Origin of the sequence: Treponema primitia, from assembly GCF_046533075.1 — a bacterium.
Classification (GTDB): domain Bacteria; phylum Spirochaetota; class Spirochaetia; order Treponematales; family Breznakiellaceae; genus Termitinema; species Termitinema primitia_B.
The window spans coordinates 46,071-66,757 of record NZ_JAJQRB010000024.1 but is presented as its reverse complement, the minus strand read 5'-3'; the positions used below and the strand labels follow the sequence as shown (position 1 = coordinate 66,757).

Annotated in this window: 19 protein-coding genes and 1 tRNA gene; 8 read left to right on the top strand and 12 right to left on the bottom strand. The window is 52.3% G+C overall.

Annotation, left to right across the window (positions count from 1 at the left end; all coding sequences use genetic code 11):
* Positions 1-377 precede the first annotated feature (377 nt).
* From LQZ19_RS04940 to LQZ19_RS04920, 5 genes are all read right to left on the bottom strand, one after another.
* Positions 378-451, bottom strand: a tRNA-Ala gene (locus LQZ19_RS04940).
* 83 nt (positions 452-534) lie between these two features.
* Entirely contained in the window at positions 535-837 is a 303-nt protein-coding gene (locus LQZ19_RS04935) for a type II toxin-antitoxin system RelE/ParE family toxin (RefSeq protein WP_411046547.1), read from the bottom strand.
* A gap of 5 nt (positions 838-842) precedes the next feature.
* A complete protein-coding gene (locus LQZ19_RS04930; RefSeq protein ID WP_411046546.1) occupies positions 843-1,109 on the bottom strand; it encodes a type II toxin-antitoxin system Phd/YefM family antitoxin in 267 nt (88 codons plus the stop codon).
* Between the two features lie 197 nt (positions 1,110-1,306).
* Complete coding sequence (locus LQZ19_RS04925; protein WP_411046545.1) at positions 1,307-2,461, bottom strand: DUF362 domain-containing protein; 1,155 nt, start codon at positions 2,459-2,461, stop codon at positions 1,307-1,309.
* Positions 2,462-2,664: 203 nt separating this feature from the next.
* Positions 2,665-2,826 (bottom strand): hypothetical protein, encoded by a 162-nt coding sequence (locus tag LQZ19_RS04920; protein ID WP_411046544.1) that lies wholly within the window; start codon positions 2,824-2,826, stop codon positions 2,665-2,667.
* 71 nt (positions 2,827-2,897) lie between these two features.
* Between LQZ19_RS04920 and LQZ19_RS04915 the strand changes: the two genes are divergently transcribed.
* Positions 2,898-3,563 carry an OmpA family protein gene (locus tag LQZ19_RS04915; protein WP_411046543.1) on the top strand — a complete coding sequence of 222 codons (666 nt, stop codon included), beginning with the start codon at positions 2,898-2,900 and terminating at the stop codon, positions 3,561-3,563.
* A gap of 322 nt (positions 3,564-3,885) precedes the next feature.
* Here LQZ19_RS04915 and LQZ19_RS04910 read toward each other — a convergent pair whose 3' ends face one another.
* Entirely contained in the window at positions 3,886-5,082 is a 1,197-nt protein-coding gene (locus tag LQZ19_RS04910; protein WP_411046542.1) for an iron-containing alcohol dehydrogenase, read from the bottom strand.
* Between the two features lie 388 nt (positions 5,083-5,470).
* Here LQZ19_RS04910 and LQZ19_RS04905 point away from each other — a divergent pair, with 388 nt between their 5' ends.
* Entirely contained in the window at positions 5,471-6,325 is an 855-nt protein-coding gene (locus LQZ19_RS04905; RefSeq protein WP_411046541.1) for a hypothetical protein, read from the top strand.
* 187 nt (positions 6,326-6,512) lie between these two features.
* Here the strand turns inward: LQZ19_RS04905 and uvrB are convergent, their stop codons facing one another.
* Entirely contained in the window at positions 6,513-8,501 is a 1,989-nt protein-coding gene (uvrB, locus tag LQZ19_RS04900) for an excinuclease ABC subunit UvrB (RefSeq protein ID WP_411046540.1), read from the bottom strand.
* 141 nt (positions 8,502-8,642) lie between these two features.
* Between uvrB and LQZ19_RS04895 the strand changes: the two genes are divergently transcribed.
* The 3 genes from LQZ19_RS04895 (at position 8,643) to LQZ19_RS04885 (ending at position 12,118) form a co-directional block, all read left to right on the top strand.
* Positions 8,643-9,251, top strand: coding sequence for a penicillin-binding protein activator LpoB (locus LQZ19_RS04895; RefSeq protein WP_411046539.1), 609 nt, complete (start codon positions 8,643-8,645; stop codon positions 9,249-9,251).
* A 15-nt stretch (positions 9,252-9,266) separates the two neighbouring features.
* On the top strand, positions 9,267-10,580 hold the full coding sequence (locus tag LQZ19_RS04890; protein ID WP_411046538.1) for a COG3014 family protein: 1,314 nt from the start codon (positions 9,267-9,269) through the stop codon (positions 10,578-10,580).
* Between the two features lie 140 nt (positions 10,581-10,720).
* On the top strand, positions 10,721-12,118 hold the full coding sequence (locus tag LQZ19_RS04885) for a hypothetical protein (protein WP_411046537.1): 1,398 nt from the start codon (positions 10,721-10,723) through the stop codon (positions 12,116-12,118).
* Positions 12,119-12,122: 4 nt separating this feature from the next.
* Here LQZ19_RS04885 and LQZ19_RS04880 read toward each other — a convergent pair whose 3' ends face one another.
* Positions 12,123-12,851 (bottom strand): phosphatase, encoded by a 729-nt coding sequence (locus LQZ19_RS04880; RefSeq protein ID WP_411046536.1) that lies wholly within the window; start codon positions 12,849-12,851, stop codon positions 12,123-12,125.
* 54 nt (positions 12,852-12,905) lie between these two features.
* Between LQZ19_RS04880 and aroC the strand changes: the two genes are divergently transcribed.
* From aroC to LQZ19_RS04865, 3 genes are all read left to right on the top strand, one after another.
* Positions 12,906-14,027 (top strand): chorismate synthase, encoded by a 1,122-nt coding sequence (gene aroC, locus LQZ19_RS04875; protein ID WP_411046535.1) that lies wholly within the window; start codon positions 12,906-12,908, stop codon positions 14,025-14,027.
* 163 nt (positions 14,028-14,190) lie between these two features.
* A complete protein-coding gene (locus tag LQZ19_RS04870; protein ID WP_411046534.1) occupies positions 14,191-15,066 on the top strand; it encodes a PilZN3 domain-containing protein in 876 nt (291 codons plus the stop codon).
* 1 nt (position 15,067) lies between these two features.
* On the top strand, positions 15,068-16,306 hold the full coding sequence (locus LQZ19_RS04865; RefSeq protein WP_411046533.1) for a tetratricopeptide repeat protein: 1,239 nt from the start codon (positions 15,068-15,070) through the stop codon (positions 16,304-16,306).
* A 7-nt stretch (positions 16,307-16,313) separates the two neighbouring features.
* On the opposite strand, the gene LQZ19_RS04860 is transcribed toward LQZ19_RS04865, so the two are convergent.
* From LQZ19_RS04860 to LQZ19_RS04845, 4 genes are all read right to left on the bottom strand, one after another.
* Complete coding sequence (locus LQZ19_RS04860; protein ID WP_411046532.1) at positions 16,314-17,195, bottom strand: M48 family metalloprotease; 882 nt, start codon at positions 17,193-17,195, stop codon at positions 16,314-16,316.
* A 25-nt stretch (positions 17,196-17,220) separates the two neighbouring features.
* On the bottom strand, positions 17,221-17,622 hold the full coding sequence (locus tag LQZ19_RS04855; RefSeq protein ID WP_411046531.1) for a hypothetical protein: 402 nt from the start codon (positions 17,620-17,622) through the stop codon (positions 17,221-17,223).
* Positions 17,623-17,625: 3 nt separating this feature from the next.
* The gene (lon, locus tag LQZ19_RS04850) at positions 17,626-20,025 is read right to left on the bottom strand and encodes an endopeptidase La (protein ID WP_411046530.1); all 2,400 of its coding nucleotides are present in this window, start codon (positions 20,023-20,025) and stop codon (positions 17,626-17,628) included.
* Positions 20,026-20,122: 97 nt separating this feature from the next.
* Positions 20,123-20,587, bottom strand: a complete 465-nt coding sequence (locus tag LQZ19_RS04845; RefSeq protein WP_411046529.1) for a bacteriohemerythrin — start codon at positions 20,585-20,587, stop codon at positions 20,123-20,125.
* Between the last annotated feature and the right edge of the window lie 100 nt (positions 20,588-20,687).

The window sequence follows — 20,687 nt, the reverse complement described above, 5'->3', positions numbered from 1 at the left end:
AACGGGGCAGGTCAGGGGTTCAATTCCACTAAGATTAGGGGTTTGTCGATGAAGATTTACGGTTCTAAAAAGCTCTGGAGGTGAGGGGAATTGAACCTTCGTATCTTGCGCCTAAGACCCCATTGCGGCCCTACGCACCTACTTGGGCCGTAACGGGGGCAGAGCAGGGGGTCAATTCCACTGGGATTAAGGTTTTTCGATTAGGATTTACGGTTCTAAAAAGTTCTGGAGGTGAGGGGAATTGAACCTTCGTATCTTTTGTCAAAGACCCCGTTGCGGCCCTACGCACTTGCTTGGGCCGCAACGGGGCAGGTCAGGGGTTCAATTCCACTAAGATTAGGGGTTTGTCGATGAAGATTTACGGTTCTAAAAAGTCTTGGAGGTGAGGGGAATTGAACCCCTGACCTCTTGAATGCCATTCAAACGCTCTAGCCAACTGAGCTACACCCCCAATTGACCTTCTGAAAGGTAAATCTACTCGAAAATATTACCCGGCTAGGTGAATTGTGTCAAGCGGAGATCGGAGGGCGCGGCCTACTCTGTTTGCAAATACCGTGATAGGTCCCGGGCTCCGTGTAAAATCCTGTGTATCTCGACTGTTTGATTTTTATCATCCACTTTGTAAAAAACCAGGTAATTGGAAACGACTAGCCTGTGATAGGAGGGATTGTCGTGGTACGCTTCATACATACCGGGCATGGACGAGAGGTTTGTAATATTTTTCTTCAGATCGGCCAAAAACTTTGCAGGGGTGGATGGATAAAATTGGGTTAAATAGCTTTTTATCTCTTTAACATCACTTTTTGCTAAATCAAGATACTGAATTTTATATGCCATAGAAATTATACGAGATCATCCCAAAATTCTTCATGGTTTAGCCATACGGCATCGGGTTTTGTAGCAGCAGCTTCCGCTTCGGAAAGTTTCTCCCGGACATAACGGCGGTGTACGTATTCTTCGTAATCGGCATAGTCCTCAATGCTGATAAGCACCGCCTCGCCTTTACCCTTATTGGTTATGATAATTTGGTCGTGATCCTTCAGGATCGATGAAAATTGCGCGTAGTTGTTTCGGAGCTCCCGGGATGGTTTAACATGGATATTGAACATATTGTATCTCCTATTTACCTCATAATTGTATCAATTTATGCATACACTGTCAAGGAACGCGGAGATCGGAGGGCGCGGCCTACTCTGCCTGCAAATACCGTGATAGGTCCCGGGCTCCGTGTAAAATCCTGTGTATCTCGATTGTTTGTTTTTTATCGTCTTTGTCCGTGTCCTTCGTGAGGTCCGTGGTTGAATTCCTAATTACGGTGGCGAAGAGCCGCTCTTAGGGGGACTTTCTTTATATCAATCGCTTTGACAGGGCAGATTTCGTGGCAGCAGTAGCAGCGGATGCAGGTGTTGTAGTCGATGCGGACCTGCTTGGCTGGGCCTTCTCCGCTTAGGGTCATGGCTTTGGAGCCGCAGATACGGGTACAGTCGCCGCAGCGGAGACAGATTGAGGGATCAATTTCCGGGCGGGGGGTTAGGCGTTCGCGGAATTTGCGGAAAGGTTTGGGGAGGAGGAATTCTGAGAGCTGGCCTCCGGTTTTTTTAAGGGGGATCTTCTTAAAATCGGGGATGCGTAGTTCACCGGGGGTAAGCAGGGTGTATTGGATTTCCGACAGGGAGTTGAGCCAGACGCCTCGGTTTAGGGCTTCACGGGTAACCGGGATCTCCAGGGGGGGATAGCCTATTATGTCACTGGCAGCGACATCCATGGCCAGGAGGTTGGAGGAGCCTAGGATTAGGCCGATATGGCGGGGGTCTCCTGATCCGGGGCCGGGGCCTTCCATGCCTATGATGGCATCCATAAGGGCATAATGGGGTTTGACTGCGGTATTCAGATCCACGATCATAGCGGCAAAGGTCTCGCGGCTGGGATAACGGACATGCATGGGGCTCTTTGCCACCGAGGGGATAAGACCGAAAAGGTTCTTCATGGCGCCGGTGTAGTACATGAGTTGATGGGTCTTGAGCTTGGGGAGGCTGATTATGCAGTCCGCCTCTTTGACCGCGGCGGTAAGGGTAAATTGCTTTGCCGCCTTGCCGTCCGGACAGGGGATGTCGATCTTTTCCCGGGTAAAATCTACCCATTCGGCGCCCATACGCTTGGCCGCATCCCCAAGGCCGGAGAGTTTGGCGGTAAAGTGTGGTTTTTGCAGGCCGGGGCTGTCCCCTACCAGGATCCGGGAGGCGCCCAGTTCACGAACCAGTCGAATCACCGCCTCCAAAAACACCGGATGGGTGACTATAGCCTTTTCCGGAGGCGAATCAAAGACAATATTCGGCTTTAGGAGGACCGTTTTGCCCCGGACATTGAGAGGCGCGGCTGCTTCTACCGCAAAACGGAGGGCGGCATACACCAGTTCGGGCTCATAGGCTTCACATCGGGTAATGGCAACCTGTGTATTCATAGGGGCATACTAACACGAAACAAAATATTATACAAAACAATCACCGCAGCTATTCATAAAACGATAAAAACCACCGAAATTATAGAATAATTGTGGATACTGAATTAAACTAAAAATAGGAGTTTTTATGAAAAAATTGTTCCCCCTAATTTCAGCATTTTTGATTGTATTGTTTATCTCTGCCTGTGCCGTAATTCCAGCTCTTATAAAACCACCTTCCCAGCCTCAACCGGTGGAAGAGGCCGCGCCTCCTCCGCCACCGCCGCCCCCTCCTCCTCCGCCGCCACCACCCCCCCCACCCCCTCCGCCGCCGCCAGAGCCGGAGCCAGAGCAGGAACAGGAGCAGGAAGTTGAGCCTGATACAACAGGCCCCACACTGAGCGCGGCTTTCTCTTCCGATTATTTCAGTCCCGATGGGGATGGCGAAAATGATGAAATGCACATCACCCTGAGCGCTGAAGACGAATCCGGCATATGGAGCTGGATGATAGAAATTTACGAGCCCAATTCTACGGACCATCTTTTTTATCAGATGAGCGGTTCAGGGGAGCCTCCCACGGAGCTTACTTGGGATGGGCGCAGCAATATCAACGGTGAAATAGTACAATCCGCTTCGGACTATGCCTGTTCTTTCAGCGCCACCGATACTGTGGGCAATGTATCAACCATACAAGGAATAATACAAGTTGATATTCTGGTCATACGCGAGGGCGATAGGCTCCGGGTACAGGTTCCGTCCATTGTTTTTGGAGCCAATTCCGGCAGCTTCGATGGTCTTGCAAGCGATGTTGTCGAAAATAACATGTATATCCTCGCCCGTATTGCCGCGGTACTCAATAAGTTCGCAACCTACAAGGTTCAAGTGGAAGGGCACACCAATCCTGTTGGGCGGACTGAAAAAGAGAAAAAGGCTGAACAGGAAACGGATCAGCTTTTAAGCACCCAAAGAGCCCAAACGGTGGTGAACTATCTGGCAGATCTCGGGGTAAATAAAAGCCGCCTGACCGCTTCCGGCATCGGCGGCGCCCGGACGATAGTACCCTTTGAAGACCGGGATAACTGGTGGAAAAACCGGCGGGTTGAATTCATATTGGTTAAATAAACCGGTCAGATTGGCTAAGAACAAAACCAGAGGCTTATCCGGAAACTTCGTTGTTTTCGGATAAGCCTTTTTTATCAGGTTAGTTTTTCTCTTTTGGTAAAACTAAATTGAGAATAATACCAACAATGGCCGCAAACGCAATTAAAGTTAATAATGGATATGCGCTTCCGGGTAACTGAAATACGGATCCGCCGCGTAAAACAGTGATTTAGCGGGAGGGGGGCTTTCTTCAACATCATAAATTGGCTTCATAAATTCTCCTATAAAAAAGAGCGCCTTGGAATTTCCAAGGCGCTCTTACACTTCTTTTTAACGACAAATATTATTCCGCCACCGCAGTAAATATGGCTGTTATGGCATCCTTCCCCAGATCCACATACCCTTGGATGGTTCCACCCTGGGCCTTTACGCAGCGATCGATAACCGCCTGCAGGTCCGCCTTGGGTACGCCCAGCTCTTTAAGGGTGAGCGGCATACCGATGGATTTGAGCCAGGCCCGAAAACGCCGTAACCCGTCATCCGCCGTGGCCTTTATGTCCGCCGGGTCCGGATCGGCGCCGAATACCTTAATCCCAAACTTAGCTACCCGGGCAACCTGATCGGGGGTACCGTGGTCGGCGATGTACTGGAGCCAGGAAGGCATTACCACCGAAAGCCCGGCGCCGTGGGCGGTGTCGTAGTGCCCGGAAAGCTGCTCTTCCAAGCCATGCTCACCGCCGAAGGGTGCGCTGCGGCCAATACCGGTTAAATCGTTATGGCTGAATGAACCGGCCAGCATCAACTCCGCCCGCCCTTCATAGTCATTCGGCTTTGCCAGGACAAGGGGGCCGTACTTAACCACCGTACGCATGGTAGCTTCGGCATACTCATCTCCCAGATAACTGTCGGCCTGTACAAAGTACCGCATCACCGAGTGTGCCAGGATATCCGCGGTGCCCGATCCGGTCTGGTAGGCGGAGACCGAGTAGGTGAGTTCCGGGTTCATAATAGCGAACACCGGCCGGCAGGGTTCCCAGAGGAAACCGTGTTTGCCCGTACCGTCGATATCGTCCACCAAAACGCTGGAACGGCTGGTTTCGCTGCCCGCGGCGGAAATGGTATGGATAGTCCCCACCTTGGCCATCTTCGGCGCCGGGGTTTTGTTATAGAACTTCCAGTACTCACCGTTATTCGCTATAGCCAAGGCAATGCCCTTGGCGGTGTCGATGGTACTCCCCCCGCCGACTGCCAGGAAAAAATCAATTTTTTCATCCTTGGCTATCTTGATGCCCTTTTCCACTAATGTCCGCCGGGGATTGGGCTGTACGCCGCCAAGCTCCACAAAGGGAAGACCCCCGTCCTTGAGTGATTTTACAACCCGGTCATACAATCCGGTTTTTTTAATCGAACCCCCACCATATACCAGCAACACCTTGGTTCCGCCATGTTTTTTAACTAAAGAAGCAGCTTCAGTTTCCGTACCCTTACCAAAAAGAATATCGGTATACAGGTTGAATGAGAAATTTGTGAACTTTTTCATGAAAAACTCCTTTTTTTATTGAGGATGGTTGATTATACCATCTACCACCGTCTCCGCGTCAAGATAAGGTCCCCCGGACCACACGGACATTATCGTCTTTGTCCGTGTGGTCCGGGGTTGAACTTAGACTTCAGGGCATCCTGGGCACGACGGAAAGGAGTTCCCGGCTATAGGTTTCCCTGTATAGTAAAGATATAGGTACATCAGGCATACCCGGTTTCCATGGTCAACTCAATCTCAATCCTATAAAACACATATGTTTAATAAAATTATTGAATTACTCTAAAAATGTCATGGGGAATTCAACCACGGACCTCTAAGAAGGACCTCTAAGAAGGATTGACAAAGCATGGAAAGTGATACAATTATACTGCGAGGAGGCTCAACCATGGCACAATGTGTGAAATGCGGAAAAAAAGGCTTTTTGTTGAAAGTCAATAATGAAGGACTATGTAAAGAATGTGATATTCTTGTAGCCACAGCCGCCGGCGGTGTGCCACTTTTAGCCGCGCAGGACGGTGGGAGCTTCCGGTATCTGGTGGCAGAAGGCGCCGTGGTCAAAAAATCCCAGCCCGTTTGCGGTATAAAATACAGCTACAAAACGATAGGAGGCCTCGAAAGATGGGAGGAACGTGAGTGTTATCCCAATTCATCGGGAAAAATCCATTTTCTGGTACCCGCCGGAGCCAGCGTCACATACAAAGAACCTGTAGCGATAGTCACAGCTCTCCAACCGGTTATCCTGGGCACTCTTGAAGGGTTTTGGGGTATTCCCTGGAGCACAGGTCAAAATGCCGCAGAGGGAATACTAAAGACAAAGGATAATTTATCCTCTTCTAGCATATCTTTTTGGGAATGGGAAAATGCTCTTCATATTAGTAACGGAGACTTTGCGGGATTTAAATTCGAAACAATCAATTTATATTTTTATGAAGATAAATTCTATCGCGTGAAGGTAGAATATAAAGAAGCTGCCGCGTCTTTTGAAAGTCTCTATGACAAAATAAAAGAAAAATATGGCAATGGCCTGGATCTGTCTTCCTGGAATTCGCAAGATAAAACGTATCAGTGGGATTTTGAAAATGGCCGTATTGAATTACAGAATGTGTATCGCGCTTACACATACATTCCAGAATTAAGATATAATGAAAAAAATATCGAGAAACTGAAACAAGAAGGGGAACAGGATAAGGCGGCACGAGAACAAGCCGAGATTGAAGCAAGGGGGAAGAATGACCTCTGAGCTTCCGACAAACACACACCGAAAATAACTGGTCCCGGAAAGCCCCGGGAAGGTATTCTTTATCGGGGCGATAAAAAAGCTATAGAGGCTGAAACCGCGCGGCTCCTGCGGGAAGCCGGAACAACCGGCGTTGTGTCTGGGTACGCGTCCGGGCCGCATCCCCGGTTTGAAAGCCCGGAAGCCGTGGCTATTTCCCTACTTCCTTCACCTTCGCTATCTCGTCCCGTATAGCCGCGGCCTGCTCGTACTCCAGATTCTTCGCATGTTCCAGCATCTCCCCTTCCAGGGCGCGGATAAGCTGTTTCCGCTGGGCAGGGATAAGCACATTGTAGGATTTTTTAAGCACCTCCACTGCGGTGGCGGCGGCGTCCTTCTCCTCCTCCGCATGGCGGGTCAGAATATCTGCGATGGCCTTCTTTACCGTGGTGGGAGTAATGCCGTGGGATTCGTTGTATTCCATCTGAACAGTTCGCCGCCGCTCGGTCTCCGCAATGGCAGCCGACATGGCGTCGCTCATGCGGTCGGCGTACATGATCACCTTTCCTGCGGCGTTCCGGGCCGCCCGGCCTATTATCTGGACCAGGCTGGTGAGGGAACGCAGGAATCCTATCTTGTCCGCATCCAGAATTGCTATGAAGGAAACCTCCGGCAGGTCTATCCCTTCCCGGAGGAGATTGATCCCCACCAGCACATCAAAGACGCCCTGGCGGAGCTGGGTGAGTATTTCTACCCGCTCAATTGTTTCAACTTCGCTGTGGATGTACCGGACCTTAAGACCAAGGCCGGTAAGGTAGTCCGTCAGATCCTCGGCCATCTTTTTTGTCAGGGTAAGAATTAGTGAACGTTCCCCTGCGGCGATGCGGGCGCGGACTTCGCCGTAGATATCCTCCATCTGCCCGTCGCTGGGGCGGACTTCGATAATCGGGTCCAGGAGCCCAGTGGGACGTATCATCTGCTGGACCACCCGCTTGGATTGTTCCAGCTCGGTCTTGTTGGGGGTGGCGGAAACGTAAACCGTCTTGTCCAGCCGTTCGGCGAACTCGTCGAAGCGCAGAGGCCGGTTGTCCAGGGCGCAGGGGAGCCGGAATCCGTAGTCCACCAGGCTCGTTTTGCGGCTCCGGTCCCCAGCGTACATGGCGCCGATCTGGGGAAGGGTCACATGGCTTTCGTCAACAAAGGTGAGGTGCTTTTTCGGGAAGTAATCGATGAGGGTGTCCGGCGCTTCACCGGGTTTCCGGCCTGCCAGAGGGGCGGAATAGTTTTCTATCCCCGGGCAGTAACCCATCTCGGTGAGCATCTCAATATCGTACTCCACCCGGGTCTTAAGACGCTCGGCCTCCATAAGCTTGTTTGTATTTTTAAGGAATTCGTAGCGGTCCGCCAGTTCATCCTTGATACTGTCCAGGGCGTTATGGATCATCTCCGCGGGCATGACAAACTGTTTGGCGGGATAGATCATGGCCCGGTCCAGTTCCTCAAAGACCTCCCCGGATATGGGGTTAAAGCGGCGTATCCGCTTAACCTGATCCCAGTCAAGATCCACCCGGTAAGCGTCCTCCAGGTAGGCAGGGTAGATGTCGATGGTATCCCCCCGGCGGCGGAAGCGGCCCCGCTCCAGAACCGCGTCGTTCCGCTCGTATTGGAGCTCCACGAAGCGGCGGATCAGGGCGTCCACATCGATGGTTTCCCCCACAGAAAAGGTGGCGGTCATCTTCCGGTAGATCTCCGGGGTAGCCAGACCGTAGATACAAGAGACCGTGGCCACGATGATCACATCCTCCCGCTCCATGAGGCTGCGGGTGGCGGAGAGACGCAGCCGCTCAATCTCTTCATTAATAGAAGCATCTTTTTCTATATAAAGGTCCCGGCTGGCCACATAGGCTTCGGGTTGGTAATAATCGTAGTAGGAAACATAGTATTCCACGGCGTTGTGGGGAAAGAAACCCTTAAATTCCCGAAAAAGCTGGGCTGCCAGGGTCTTGTTATGGCTGATAATCAGGGTGGGCATCTGCACCGCCTCGATGATCTTGGCCATGGTAAAGGTTTTCCCGGAGCCGGTAACCCCCTGAAGGGTCTGGAATTTATCCCCACCCTTAATGCCCGCCGCCAGAGCCGCGATTGCCTCGCCCTGGTCCCCCGCCGGGCTAAAGGGGGAAACTACCTCAAATAAACGCATTATAGGGGGAATTATAACTGCGGTGAAACGGATTGGCTACCGGATAGGAGTCAGGTTTCCTTGTATAAAAACTCTTTTTCCTATATATTCGGATAATTCAGGTCAGTTTGGTCTATTAGCAACTTCAAGGAGAATTTTTAAATGAAATCAATCGTTAAGGCATTATTTTTAGGCGCCATTGTTCTGTCAATTGCGTCCTGCAGTTCCAGTCCCACGGTTACCCGGGTGGATGCAAGCACCCAGACCGATTTAAGCGGCTATTGGAATGACACCGATGTCCGTATCGTCTGCGACAGCCTGATCAGGGACTGTCTTGATTCGCCCCGGGTTACCGCGGAAATTGCCCGGCGGGGACGGCTCCCGACGATCATGGTGGGGAGTTTCAAGAATGACAGCGATGAGCATATCGACACGTCCATCATTTCCAGTACCATGGAGATTGCCATATTTAACAGCGGGAAGGCCGACTTTGTGGCCGGCGGCAATACCCGGAACGAGCTTCGGGCGGAGCGCCAGGATCAGCAGGGCAATGCCAGCGAAAGCACCGCCGCAGCCCTGAGCAACGAAACCGGAGCGGATTTCCTCCTCACCGGCGCGGTAAAGACCATCATTGACCGGGCGGGGGGTACATCCACCAGAACCTATTTTGTCAGCGCCGAAATGACCAACATCGAAACCAATGCCCGGATATGGATGGATCAGAACAGCGAAATCAAGAAGGTGATCCAAACCCCGAAGTCAAAGTTATAAACCATGATCTACCACATGAAGAAACTGAAGCTTGGCGTACTGCTCACTGTTTTATGTCTCATGTTGTTTTCATGTGCCTCGGGGAATCCCTACGCAAAGGTTGATAACCGCGTTTCTAGAGGGAAGTACCGGGAAGGTTTAGAGCTTATCGAAAAGGACAAAAAGAAATTATACCGGGACAAGGATGCGATCCTCTATTACCTTGATACGGGAATGCTCAACCACTATGACTTGGAGTACCGCCGGTCCACAGAGCTGCTCCAGGCAGGGGAACGGGCTATTGAAGCCGCCTATACCAAAAGTATCACCATGGAAATAGGCACCTATCTTCTCAACGATACTACCCAGGAATATGCCGGGGAGGATTACGAGGATGTCTTTATCAACACCTTTAATGCCCTCAATTATTACCACGAGAATGAGCTTGAGGATGCAATGGTAGAAATCCGGCGGATGAATAATAAGCTGCAGTTTCTCTCTTCTAAGTACGGGATTATTGTGGACAACATGCAGAAAAAAGCCCTGGAAAATTCCGCTGAAATACCGCCCAACCAAGCGGCGGGGAAAACCACCTTTACTAATTCAGCCCTGGCCCGTTACCTGGGGATGCTTTTCTACCGGGGAAACGGAAACTACGACGATGCCAGGATTGACCGGGACCAAATAAAAGTTGCCTTTGCCAATGCCCCTTCGGTATATACCTATCCGCTGCCACATTCTCTTGATGGAGAACTCAATATTCCCGAAGGCAAGGCACGGTTCAATGTGATTGGCTTTAGCGGGTCGGCGCCGGTTAAGGAAGAGGAGACCCTCCGTATCTTTATTCCCAATGCCCGGTATATAAAGATCGCCCTGCCCGTCCTGGTCTTTCGCCCCTCGGCGGTGAACAGAATTACTGTTCGTTTTGATTCCGGAGAATCCTTTAGTCTGGAACTTCTGGAGGATATAGAGGCGATTGCCAAAGAAACCTTTAAGGGAAGAGCCAATCTGGCTTATCTGAAATCGGTTATCCGGGGGACAGTAAAGGGAGTTACATCCTCGGTTCTGGACGCCGGTTCCGAACGGACAGAGGGTGGAACCGCCCTTGTTCTGGGGATACTGAGCCTTGGCACCCAGATATTCGCGGAGGCCAGCGAAAAGGCGGATCTGCGAATATCCCGGTATTTCCCCGCCAAAGCTTATGTGGGGGGTATTACCCTTGATCCCGGGATTTATTCCTATACGATCACCTATTATTCCGACAACAGGGTGGTTGATTCGTTACGGCAGGAAAATGTGGAGATCCGCGCAGGGGGGCTTAATTTAGCGGAAGCGGTTTGTTTGAAATAAAACAAGCTTACGCCGGGGCCCTATCTTTACCGGTTAATACCAAAAAATAGTACTTTTTTTTATCGCACCTAAAGCAATTTTCGCCCCGGATCCCTCAATAGGGTATGGTGCGAAAATTTCATTTTTTTATACGGTTCCCCTTGGCAGCCCTATTACTGTTCTACCCAGTCCCCGGTATTCTTCCCATGGGCTTTGGCATACCGGGGCTTTTTTCTACGGATCTTCTCTGGTCCGGGTCCTGGGCTTATGACGGGAACATGATCAACCGGGGGGATATCCGCTTACGGGCTCATAAGCCGGCTCTAACCCTGCGGGCACAGGTGACGGACAAGCGGCCCAGTCCTCCCGGAGATGGGTTTGAGCAGGGCAATACCGCCTTTGCGGCGGGACTCTATCATGATACCACGGGGTCCCGGCTCCTTTGGGGGATCCTGGATGAGGGGGGACTTCCTGCACGGATCAAAAATGTCTGGAATCGGGGCATACCCTTTGCGGAGCAACACCAGGGCGCCATAAGCGACTTGCTTACCGAACCGTCCTCAACAAAAGAACCGGGGAGCTATCTCTGGTTAGGAAGTCCTGAGATTACAGTCCCCTGGATTGGCCCGGTACGGGGTTTTGGCTCGGTACTCTTGGACGCTGAAAACCAGGCTGCCTTTGACGGGGGCTTTGAGGCCCGGTTTACGAAAAAATCCGCCCTGATGTTTGAAGGATTTTATACCCGCAGCCATCTGCCGTCAAAATCACCCTCCGCCTGGTTTTCCGAAACCCCTCCCCTGCCTGAACGGGACTCGGATATTCTGGCGGGGACTATTTTCTTTAATAACCCCATCTTTGCCGCCGCCGCCGACATATCCTGGTCCCAAACCTTTGCCTACGGCGAAGACCTGTATGGAAACCTGGCGTTCCGTATCGGGGACCGGCCCTGGCGGCTTTCCCTGGCGGCGGATGCAGCGGGGAGCCGTTATGTGGGCAGGGATGGCGGCGCCACCGGGGCTGGGTTCAGGGCAGCCGCCCGGCTTGAGCGGCGGGGGAAAAGGAGCAGCCTGTTCAGGGTAAACGGTACGGTCCGGGCAGCCGGTATCGGGGACCGGTTTTATAAAGGCTCCGCCCTTTTCTATTACCACTTCCCCACGGCCCCCGTAAAATCCACACACCTGTTCTGGCCATCCCGGGCTTCCTTGACCTTAAACCGGGATGCTTCGGATCTGGAAAAAATAGCGGACAGTATCGATATCCTTGCGGGGTTTCGATTCTGGGAAATACCCCTTGTTTTCCAGGGCAGCCTCGACGGCATTTATACCGATCAATATACATTCGGCTCCGCCAAGATCAGCGGCGAGACTTCTTATACTTTAACGTTCCTTCAATTCGGAACAAAACTGGGGTATAAAATTAAAAAGAACGGAAAAACCCAGGCAGAAACAAGTGCATCGATCACCGCCCGTGGAAAATGGGGAAGGTTCAGCATAAAGGCAAGCAGCGCTGATTTTCCGGAGGACTGGGACTTGGGTGTTTCCTGGCGGGTACAGCTGTAATTATTTACAGTACCTCTGCCCGAGCAGCCCGCCGCTTTTCGACAAATGCCCGGAACCGTTCCAGGGAACTGTTGATAACCAATTCCGGGGGAAAAGCTACTGCTTTTAAAATGGTCCTGGCCTTAGTAAAGTTACCCACATCTGCCCAGTAGTGGGAGTCGCTGCCGACACTGAGGAAGCTTCCGTATTGTTTAGACAATTCCGCCACCGCACGGCAATTTTCTTCGCAGCCCGGCCTGATCCGGAAAGAGCTGTTGTTGATCTCCAGGGCCTTGCCGTATTTTGCCGCCGCCTTCACCACTTCCTCAATATCAATGGGAAACATAGTGTTCCCGGGGTGGGAAATTCCGTCCACCAGGGGGTTAGCCAGAGCGGCGATCAGGGTTTTAGTATTTGCTTCCCTGCCCTGGGAACCAAAACATATCTCATGGAAACCGGTCATGACAAAGTCAAGACGTTTACAGTACTTCGTAGCAAGGTCAATGCCGCCCTCAGCATTCATGATATTGGTTTCCACCCCTGTAAAGAAAAAAACCCCCTGGATCTTCTTGGGGATAATCCGCAGGTTAGCGAAGTGGTAAGACACCGGTCCCCCGGGCATGGCGGGGCCGTGATCGGTTAGGACAAAGCCCTTAAGCCGCCGTTTCCGTGCGCCCCGGGCAAGATCATCAATGGTGGAGTAGGCATGGCCGGAAGTCACCGAATGGGTATGGGTATCAATACATATATTCATAGATACTTTTATTATAGTATCCTTTCTATAAGTGTTACAATAAGGATAGGGAGTATGGCGGGAAATAGCAGCGGCACAATATTTAGGGTAACTACCTTTGGAGAATCCCATGGTCCCGGTTTGGGCTGCATTGTGGACGGTTGTCCGGCGGGACTTCCCCTGGATATTGAGGATATAGGCCGGGAACTCAATCGACGCCGCCCCGGCGGAGGGGGCCCTTCCACTACCCGTTCCGAAGCGGATGTCCCGGAAATCCTCTCCGGAATCTTTGAAGGGAAAACCCTGGGAACCCCTATCGCCATACTGGTGCGGAACACCAACCAGCGTTCAGGGGATTACGACAAGCTCAAAGACCTATACCGGCCCGGGCACGCCGACTGGACCTGGGAGGCCAAATACGGTTTTCGGGACCACCGGGGAGGCGGCCGCAGTTCCGCCCGGGAAACCCTGGGCCGTGTTGCAGCCGGAGCCATTGCCAAAGCCTTCCTGCGCGTACAGGGTGTTACCATCCGGGGCTGGACTTCCTCCGCCGCAGGAATTGACGCCCCCCTATTCGGGGAACCAAATTTTGATTTTGACGAAGTTGAAAAAAACCCCCTGCGTTTCCCCAGCCGGGAACTATCGGAACTGGTTCTACAAAAAGCTGAACGCCTCCGGAACGAAGGCGACAGCGCCGGTGGAACAGTCTCTTGCCGGGTCACGGGGCTTAAACCGGGCCTGGGGGAACCGGTCTTCGGAAAGCTGGATGCCCGCCTTGCCGCCGCCATGCTGTCCCTGGGAGCCGCCAAGGGCATTGAGTTCGGCTCCGGCTTCGACGCCGCCTATACGCAGGGCTCTGCCAACAATGACCGCCCCATACCGGGCCGCCGTACTGCGGGAAGTACCCATACCCTGCCGCCGGGGGTACCGGATCTGGAATACGCCGCCAATAACGCAGGGGGCGTACTTGGCGGCATATCCACGGGCATGCCCCTGGAATTCACCGTGGCCTTTAAACCGGTCCCATCAATTGCGAAAAAGCAGGAAACCGTGGATCGTCAGGGAAACATCCGGGAGCTGATCATAGAGGGCCGCCACGATGTATGCGTCTGCCCCCGGGCGGTACCGGTAGTAGAGGCAATGACAGCGCTGGTGCTGGCGGATCTTGTACTGCTTAGCAGGATGGATAGGGCCTAGGGTCTTATCATCCCCAGATTGATTTTTCTGCAATATCCTTTAGCTTGTTTATAAAAACAGTATCATTAACTAAGGTTCTGGTTCCTTTACCTTCGGGAATTGTCCCGGTTTTACAAGTCCTTAATTGACGTATACCCAAAACCACTCTATAGTTATAGGAGCAATGAGTGTACTTACTAAGCAGAAAATAGCGAGCTACTATGATCGGTATAAGGGTATAGACGTAACCTTTACAAAAGAAATCATCCAGGTTACCGGTCTGATTACCCAGCAAGTATTGATCAAGTGCGTGGGGGATTTCTGGCCCTGCGTGGTATATTCGTCCTCCTTTGGGGGGGCGAAGGTGGTGGCTAACATCAAATCGGGCATTACCGATAAGCTGCAGCAGGCAAACAACTCCATAAGTCTCCGGTTAAGCTTCAGGAGTCCCGACAAGGGCCAGCCGGTAACCTTCTTTGTGTCCGCCCGGGTAGCGGGTTATAACGCTTATGGGGGCTCTACGGATACCGCGCTGTTTAACCTCCAGTTTACCCAGAGGCCGCCGGACGATTTAATCGAAATTATGGGGCGGGTTCTGGACGCTAATATTAATTCCTCAAAACGGAAGGATGAGCGGGTCCTTCTAACCGCCGATTCCCTGCGAAAACTGAAGATCCTCTCTAAAGACACCGCTGCCTTTATCGAGGGGGTGCCCCGGCGCTGTATACTCCGGGATATTTCCTTTTCCGGGGCCAAGATCATCATGATGGGGGTGGCGAAGTTCCTGGTGGACCGGGATACCGCCCTTAGGCTGGATTTTGACGACCCCCGGGAGAGTTTCCTTGTCCGGGGGAAGTTTGTCCGGGCGGAAACGGTGGAGGGCCGGAAGGAACTGATAGCCCTGGCGATAATCTTCGACGAAGGGACGATCCCCATGGGCTATAAGGTACGGCTGAACGACTTTCTCAGCGTGGTGCGGGCGGATAACCGGCCGGATAATACTCTGGGCGAACAGACACCCCCGGCAGCCACGCCAACTCCGCCGGTGTCTGCTAAATAAGATGGAAACGACAAGAAATAATATCGTATTTTTATCGGTCCCCGAGTCCTTGAGGGGCCAGTTTGAGTCCATGGCCCATGGACATCACCACCATGATCACGAAGCTGAGCATGACGAACACGAAGAAGAAGAGGATTCGGGGTCCGGCTTTTCTATCGACCCGGCCATACCTATTCCGGTGGAATTGCCGCCCGGGGAAAGCAGCCTGGATTTGGAGCAGCTTTCCTGGGAGATGATCCTCTCCGGGATGATCCGGGTTGTTGCGCGGGAAACCGCGTTGCAAGGAGCGGACTCTGCCCAGGAAGGCGAAACGGTGAGCGCCGAGGATGCGGACTACTACCGTCATTTTGTCCTGGCGGTAAAACCGGATATCCTGGAAGAATTTACCGAGGCGGCGATCCTCAAGGCCCGGAATGGTGATTATGACATGGCCCTGGAAATTATCGGCGCCCTGAGGGGGCTTTTCCCCGCAGCGCCCTCGGTACTGCTCAATACAGCGCTTATCCTGGAAAACCGGGCAAGCGCTTTGGAACGATCCGGCCGGGAAGAAGAGGCGGAGGCGGAATTCGAGCCGGCCCATCAGGCATATAAGGATATCATTGCCCTGAACCCGCCCTTTCCGGATGGGCTTTTTAACGCGGGGTTTTTCTATATGAAACGCCAGAATTTCCTTAAGGCCCGGGACTGCTTGTCCGCCTACCTCGCCCTGGAAGAAGACCCGGAACCCGTACTGCTTCCCAGGGATAAGCGGGACAAGGCCCGGGAAATAGTCCGGGAAATTGAAAGCCGGAGCCTGGATGACGAAATATTCCGGACAGCCTACGATAATATTCGCCTGGGGGAAGAACAGAAGGGGCTGGAAAAGATCCGGGTCTTCCTGGAGCAGCATCCCCGGGTTTGGAATGGCTGGTTCATCCTGGGATGGGGGCTCCGTCGTCTTTCCCGCTGGAACGATGCCGCAGTAGCCTTTACCGAGGCGATTGAACTGGGCGGGGACAATAGCGATACCAGGAACGAGCTGGCCATCTGCCTTATGGAACAGGGTAAGTTCAAAGAGGCGCGGAAACAGCTGGAGACGGCCCTCCGGGAAGAACCGGAAAACGTAAAAATTATCTCAAACCTGGGGGTACTGGCCCTGCGGAATGGGGATGATGACGAAGCCGCGGCCTTCTTTCGTACGGTGCTGGAACTGGAACCGGAAGACCCGGTTGCCAAGAACTATTTACAAGGCGGGGTATAAGTTCCCGTTATCTAACGGAACCTGCAAAGCGGGAAGAGCGGGAAGAACTGGTATCCTGAACCCGGTATTGCGGAAGTGCGCCCCGGACATTGTTGATACGCTGGGCCGGCGAAGGATGGGTGCCGTTGTAACCACCGGCTCCTGCGGTTCTTTGCAGAAGCGTTAAAACTTCGACAAGGCTCGCGGGGGAATAGCCCGCCAAGGCCAGCAGGGTTAATGCGTAGCTATCCGCTTGGAATTCCGTATCCCGGGAATAGCCGTTTACAACCAGAGTGTTAACCATTTCCCTGACATAATTAGTAAAAAGAACTTCCCGCTCGCTCAGACCGGCTTCCCGAACGGCAATGTCGCTAGCCCTTTGAGCCACATCGGTAAGAGCCTGGGTCAGCCGCATATTTTTAATGATCTGATCACTGTGTTTAAGCTGGATGTGGGCAATTTCGTGAGCCAGAACCGCCGCCAGGGCATCTTCGGTGGTGACCGCTTCCAGCAAACCCCGGCACATAAAAATATGACCCCCGGTGGTGGCAAAAGCGTTCAGATCCGGGGAATCGAGGATGCTCACGTGATACCCGCCGTAAATTTCCGGCATAGGGGAATTGATCGTTATGGCGGTGCAGATTTGGTTCAGATATTGGGTTAGCGCGGGCTTCCCGGTGTATAGCCCGTACCGGGAAAGGATATTCGCCGCCACCGCCCTGCCAAGGAAATAGGCGTCCTGGGAAGATATATCTTCATCGCGCTGGGCAAGGGCATTCTCCATCTGGGAAAAAGCGCCGGAAACATCCGCCCCCAGGCTCTGGGAACCGGAGCCTGTACCCCAGCTTTGCGCCGCCGGGGCGAAGGATATGGCGAAGCCTAGGATTATTAAAAATACAAAAGATTTCATAAAATATTCCCTTGATTATTATACACTATACTTCACCTAAAGAAAAGTCCCCAATTATCTTAAACCGCTTCCCGTCCCGGACTACGTCAAGTTTACGATCCGGAAAATATTCAGGAAGTTTCTTTTGTATCAGTATAGCCGCCTCTTCCATGAGAAATTCAAACTGTTCCGGCGTTACCCTATCCAGGGTCGCGGCTTTGAGGGAGATGACGTAGCCCCTCCCCTTTTCGGAACCCAGACCGGGGGTAAAATCCGGGCCTACATTGTAAAGGCCGTCCATTTCCGGGTTGGCGGTTTGCCCCCGCCCGGGCCGGTTGGGGTGCAGGGAAAAACTATCACCCCACTCGTCCTCCAAAAACTCGTCCACGTCCAGGAACAGGGCTTCCAAGGTCTTGGTAAAAGCCGCCAGCTTTGGGTGGATATACATAGCTTAATTCGGCAAAGCCAGGGCAAGTACCTCGTCGAACCGTTCCACCGGGTGGAAGGTGATGCCCTTCTTTACGTGCTCGGGTATTTCGTCCAGATCCCGCAGGTTCTGCTTGGGGATAATGATATGCCGGGCCTTATTGCGTTGGGCGGCGATAGTCTTTTCCTTAAGCCCCCCAATGGGTAATACCTGGCCGGTAAGGCTTAGCTCCCCGGTCATCACCAGCCGGTCGGTGATGGTCTGGTTCCGTATCAGGGAAAGCAGGGCGGTAGCCATGGTAATCCCTGCGGAAGGCCCATCCTTTGGGGTGGCGCCTTCGGGAATATGGAGGTGGATGTGGTTTTTCTCGAACCACTCGTTGGGAATCCCATAACGTTCGGCCCCCATCTTGCGGGCCAGGTTCATGGCGATGGTGGCGGACTCCTTCATGGTGTCCCCCATTTTACCGGTGAGGGTAAGCCCCTCCTTGCCGGGCACGGAAATGGCCTCTATCACCAGGGTATCCCCTCCCATACTGGTCCAGGCAAGCCCCACGGACATACCCGGCCGGTCGGCCCGTTTCGTAACTTCCTCGGGGAAAATAGGCTTGCCCAAATGTACTTCGATAAGTTTTTTATCAAGGGTAAATTTAACGGGTCCCGGATTTTTATCCACTCCGTCAGCCCCCCCCTCTTCACGCTTTTCGACAATCTCCTTTGCCAGTTTCCGGTGTATCTTGTCCAGGTTTTTCTCGAAGTTCCGCACCCCTGCCTCCCGGGCATAGCCGTTGGCGATATAGAGCAGGGATTCCCGGTTGTAGGAAACCTGGTTTTTCTTAAGGCCGTTTTTCGTAAGGCTCTTGGGTACCAGGTACCGTTTGGCAATCTCCAGTTTTTCCGTATCAATGTACCCCGGCAGCTGGATGATCTCCATACGGTCCACCAGGGGCGGCGGAATAGTATCCAGGGTATTGGCGGTAACAATAAAAAATATCCGGGAAATATCAAAGGGAAGATCCAGATAATGATCCCGGAAACTGTTGTTCTGCTCCGGGTCCAGCACTTCCAAAAGCGCGCTGGCGGGGTCCCCCTGATAGCTGGCCCCCATCTTGTCGATCTCGTCGATCATGAACACCGGGTCCTTGGTCTTGACGATCTTAAGCCCCTGGATGATCTTCCCCGGCATGGCGCCTATATACGTACGGCGATGGCCCTTGATTTCCGCCTCGTCCCGCATACCCCCAACGGAGAAGCGGAAGAACTGCTTCCCCAGGGACCGGGCTATGGACCTGCCCACCGAGGTTTTCCCCACCCCCGGCGGTCCCACCAGGCATACAATGGAACCCGCGGGACCGCCCTTCCCCGAGTTAGCTCCGCGGAGTTTGCGAACCGCCAGGTATTCCACGATGCGGCTCTTTACATCCTTAAGGCCGTAATGGTCCTCCTCCAGGATATCCCTGGCCTTACTTAGTTCCAGATGTTCCTGTTCGGGATCCTTCCAGGGTAGATTTACGATCACGTCCAAATAGTTACGGGTTACGATAAATTCGCTGGAATTGGGATCCATGAGGCTGAATTTCTCCAGTTCCTGGTCCACGGTCTCCTTAATTTCGCCTTCAAACTTAAACTCGTCGGCCTTATCCTTAAAACGCTGGTATTCGGAACTCTTGGCGTCGGTGGTCATCCCCAATTCGGTCTTAATTGCCTTGAGTTCCTCCTTGAGGAAGTACTCCCGCTGGGATTTTTCGATTTTTTCGTTGATTTCCTTCTGAATTTTCTTCTGAATCCGCAGCAGTTCCTGCTCTTTTTTAATAAAAACCAGAACCTGCTCCATCCGCTTGCGGACATTGAGGATCTCCAGGATCTTTTGCTGCTCCGTTTTGTCGATATTGAGAATACTGGCGATAAAATCAGCGATCTTGCCGGGATGATCGATGTTGATCATATTAAGCCGCATTTCTTCGGAAAAGAGGGGGTTATTCTCGGAGATTTGCTTCATCTCACTGATCAAAGCCCGGGTCAGGGCCTTAACTTCGTTGGTATCGTCCTCTTCATCTTCCATATAAGTTACTGCGGCAACAATGGGGTTTGTCTCGTTCAGGGTTTTTCTGACCTTGAAACGTTTCAGGGTGGAGATGAAGATATTCACCCCGCCATCGGGAAGGTTGATCTTCTTAACGATCTTGGCGGCGGTCCCTACCTTGTAGAGATCCTTTATGGTAGGGGTATCGGTCTCGTTCATCAGCATCACCAGACCGATGAGGCCATCCCCGGCCACCGCGTCGTCAATTACCTTCACGTCCGCAGGATTGCCGATCATGATGGGGGTAAAGATCCCCGGAAAAATAGGACGCCCCATAAGCGCCACCAGGGAAAGTTTATTAGGGAGGAGTTGATCTATGGGCACCACACTTTGTTCAGACATATACCAAATATCGTAAAAAAAGCCGATAAAAGCAAGAAAATGAAGGGCCTTGAAGGAGGTATTAAGGGAAAAACGAAAGATCCGGGAGGCTTTTAGCTCAGGTACGGACCGCAGTTCCCCGCGCAGCAGCGGCCTGTGCGGACTTTTTCCTCATGTTCTGGATATATTCGCCGAGTTTCTTGTCGGATACGGCTATATGGGTCAAAACCCAGTCCCGCAGGTACATGGCAAATTTATTGGGAAGAAATTTCTTCCCGGAGTTGAATTCCGCGACCGTAAGGAGGACTTCCTTAACAAAGGATTCATGCTGTTTTTTATGGGTGGCATACTCCGGGTAATTGATTCGCTTCTGAATGGCCTCTTCGGTAGCAAAATGGAGCTGCACATACTGAACCGTTTCACGGATGGTTTTGAGGAACCGGGCGTTGGCAACATCACCCCCCTTGAGACAGCTCAAAAAAAGCTCATTGGTCAGCCTGATAAGCCCCTGGTGCTGCTCATCAACTAACTTGATACCAATAGAAAGGGAAGGACTCCATTTAACGATTTCTCTGTTTTCCATAAAACCGGATCTCCTTGTCGCGAAAAAACATCCACTGTTAGTTTAACCTTTTTTTTTCTGAATAAGCAAGTATTTTAGTTATTATCGGCAGTTTTTCCCC

Coding starts and splice junctions, on each gene's coding strand:
- LQZ19_RS04935 (WP_411046547.1), bottom strand. CDS start 837: ATGGCATATAAAATTCAGTATCTTGATTTAGCAAAAAGTGATGTTAAA.
- LQZ19_RS04930 (WP_411046546.1), bottom strand. CDS start 1,109: ATGTTCAATATCCATGTTAAACCATCCCGGGAGCTCCGAAACAACTAC.
- LQZ19_RS04925 (WP_411046545.1), bottom strand. CDS start 2,461: ATGAATACACAGGTTGCCATTACCCGATGTGAAGCCTATGAGCCCGAA.
- LQZ19_RS04915 (WP_411046543.1), top strand. CDS start 2,898: ATGCACATCACCCTGAGCGCTGAAGACGAATCCGGCATATGGAGCTGG.
- LQZ19_RS04910 (WP_411046542.1), bottom strand. CDS start 5,082: ATGAAAAAGTTCACAAATTTCTCATTCAACCTGTATACCGATATTCTT.
- LQZ19_RS04905 (WP_411046541.1), top strand. CDS start 5,471: ATGGCACAATGTGTGAAATGCGGAAAAAAAGGCTTTTTGTTGAAAGTC.
- uvrB (WP_411046540.1), bottom strand. CDS start 8,501: ATGCGTTTATTTGAGGTAGTTTCCCCCTTTAGCCCGGCGGGGGACCAG.
- LQZ19_RS04895 (WP_411046539.1), top strand. CDS start 8,643: ATGAAATCAATCGTTAAGGCATTATTTTTAGGCGCCATTGTTCTGTCA.
- LQZ19_RS04890 (WP_411046538.1), top strand. CDS start 9,267: ATGAAGAAACTGAAGCTTGGCGTACTGCTCACTGTTTTATGTCTCATG.
- LQZ19_RS04880 (WP_411046536.1), bottom strand. CDS start 12,851: ATGAATATATGTATTGATACCCATACCCATTCGGTGACTTCCGGCCAT.
- aroC (WP_411046535.1), top strand. CDS start 12,906: ATGGCGGGAAATAGCAGCGGCACAATATTTAGGGTAACTACCTTTGGA.
- LQZ19_RS04870 (WP_411046534.1), top strand. CDS start 14,191: ATGAGTGTACTTACTAAGCAGAAAATAGCGAGCTACTATGATCGGTAT.
- LQZ19_RS04865 (WP_411046533.1), top strand. CDS start 15,068: ATGGAAACGACAAGAAATAATATCGTATTTTTATCGGTCCCCGAGTCC.
- LQZ19_RS04860 (WP_411046532.1), bottom strand. CDS start 17,195: ATGAAATCTTTTGTATTTTTAATAATCCTAGGCTTCGCCATATCCTTC.
- LQZ19_RS04855 (WP_411046531.1), bottom strand. CDS start 17,622: ATGTATATCCACCCAAAGCTGGCGGCTTTTACCAAGACCTTGGAAGCC.
- lon (WP_411046530.1), bottom strand. CDS start 20,025: ATGTCTGAACAAAGTGTGGTGCCCATAGATCAACTCCTCCCTAATAAA.
- LQZ19_RS04845 (WP_411046529.1), bottom strand. CDS start 20,587: ATGGAAAACAGAGAAATCGTTAAATGGAGTCCTTCCCTTTCTATTGGT.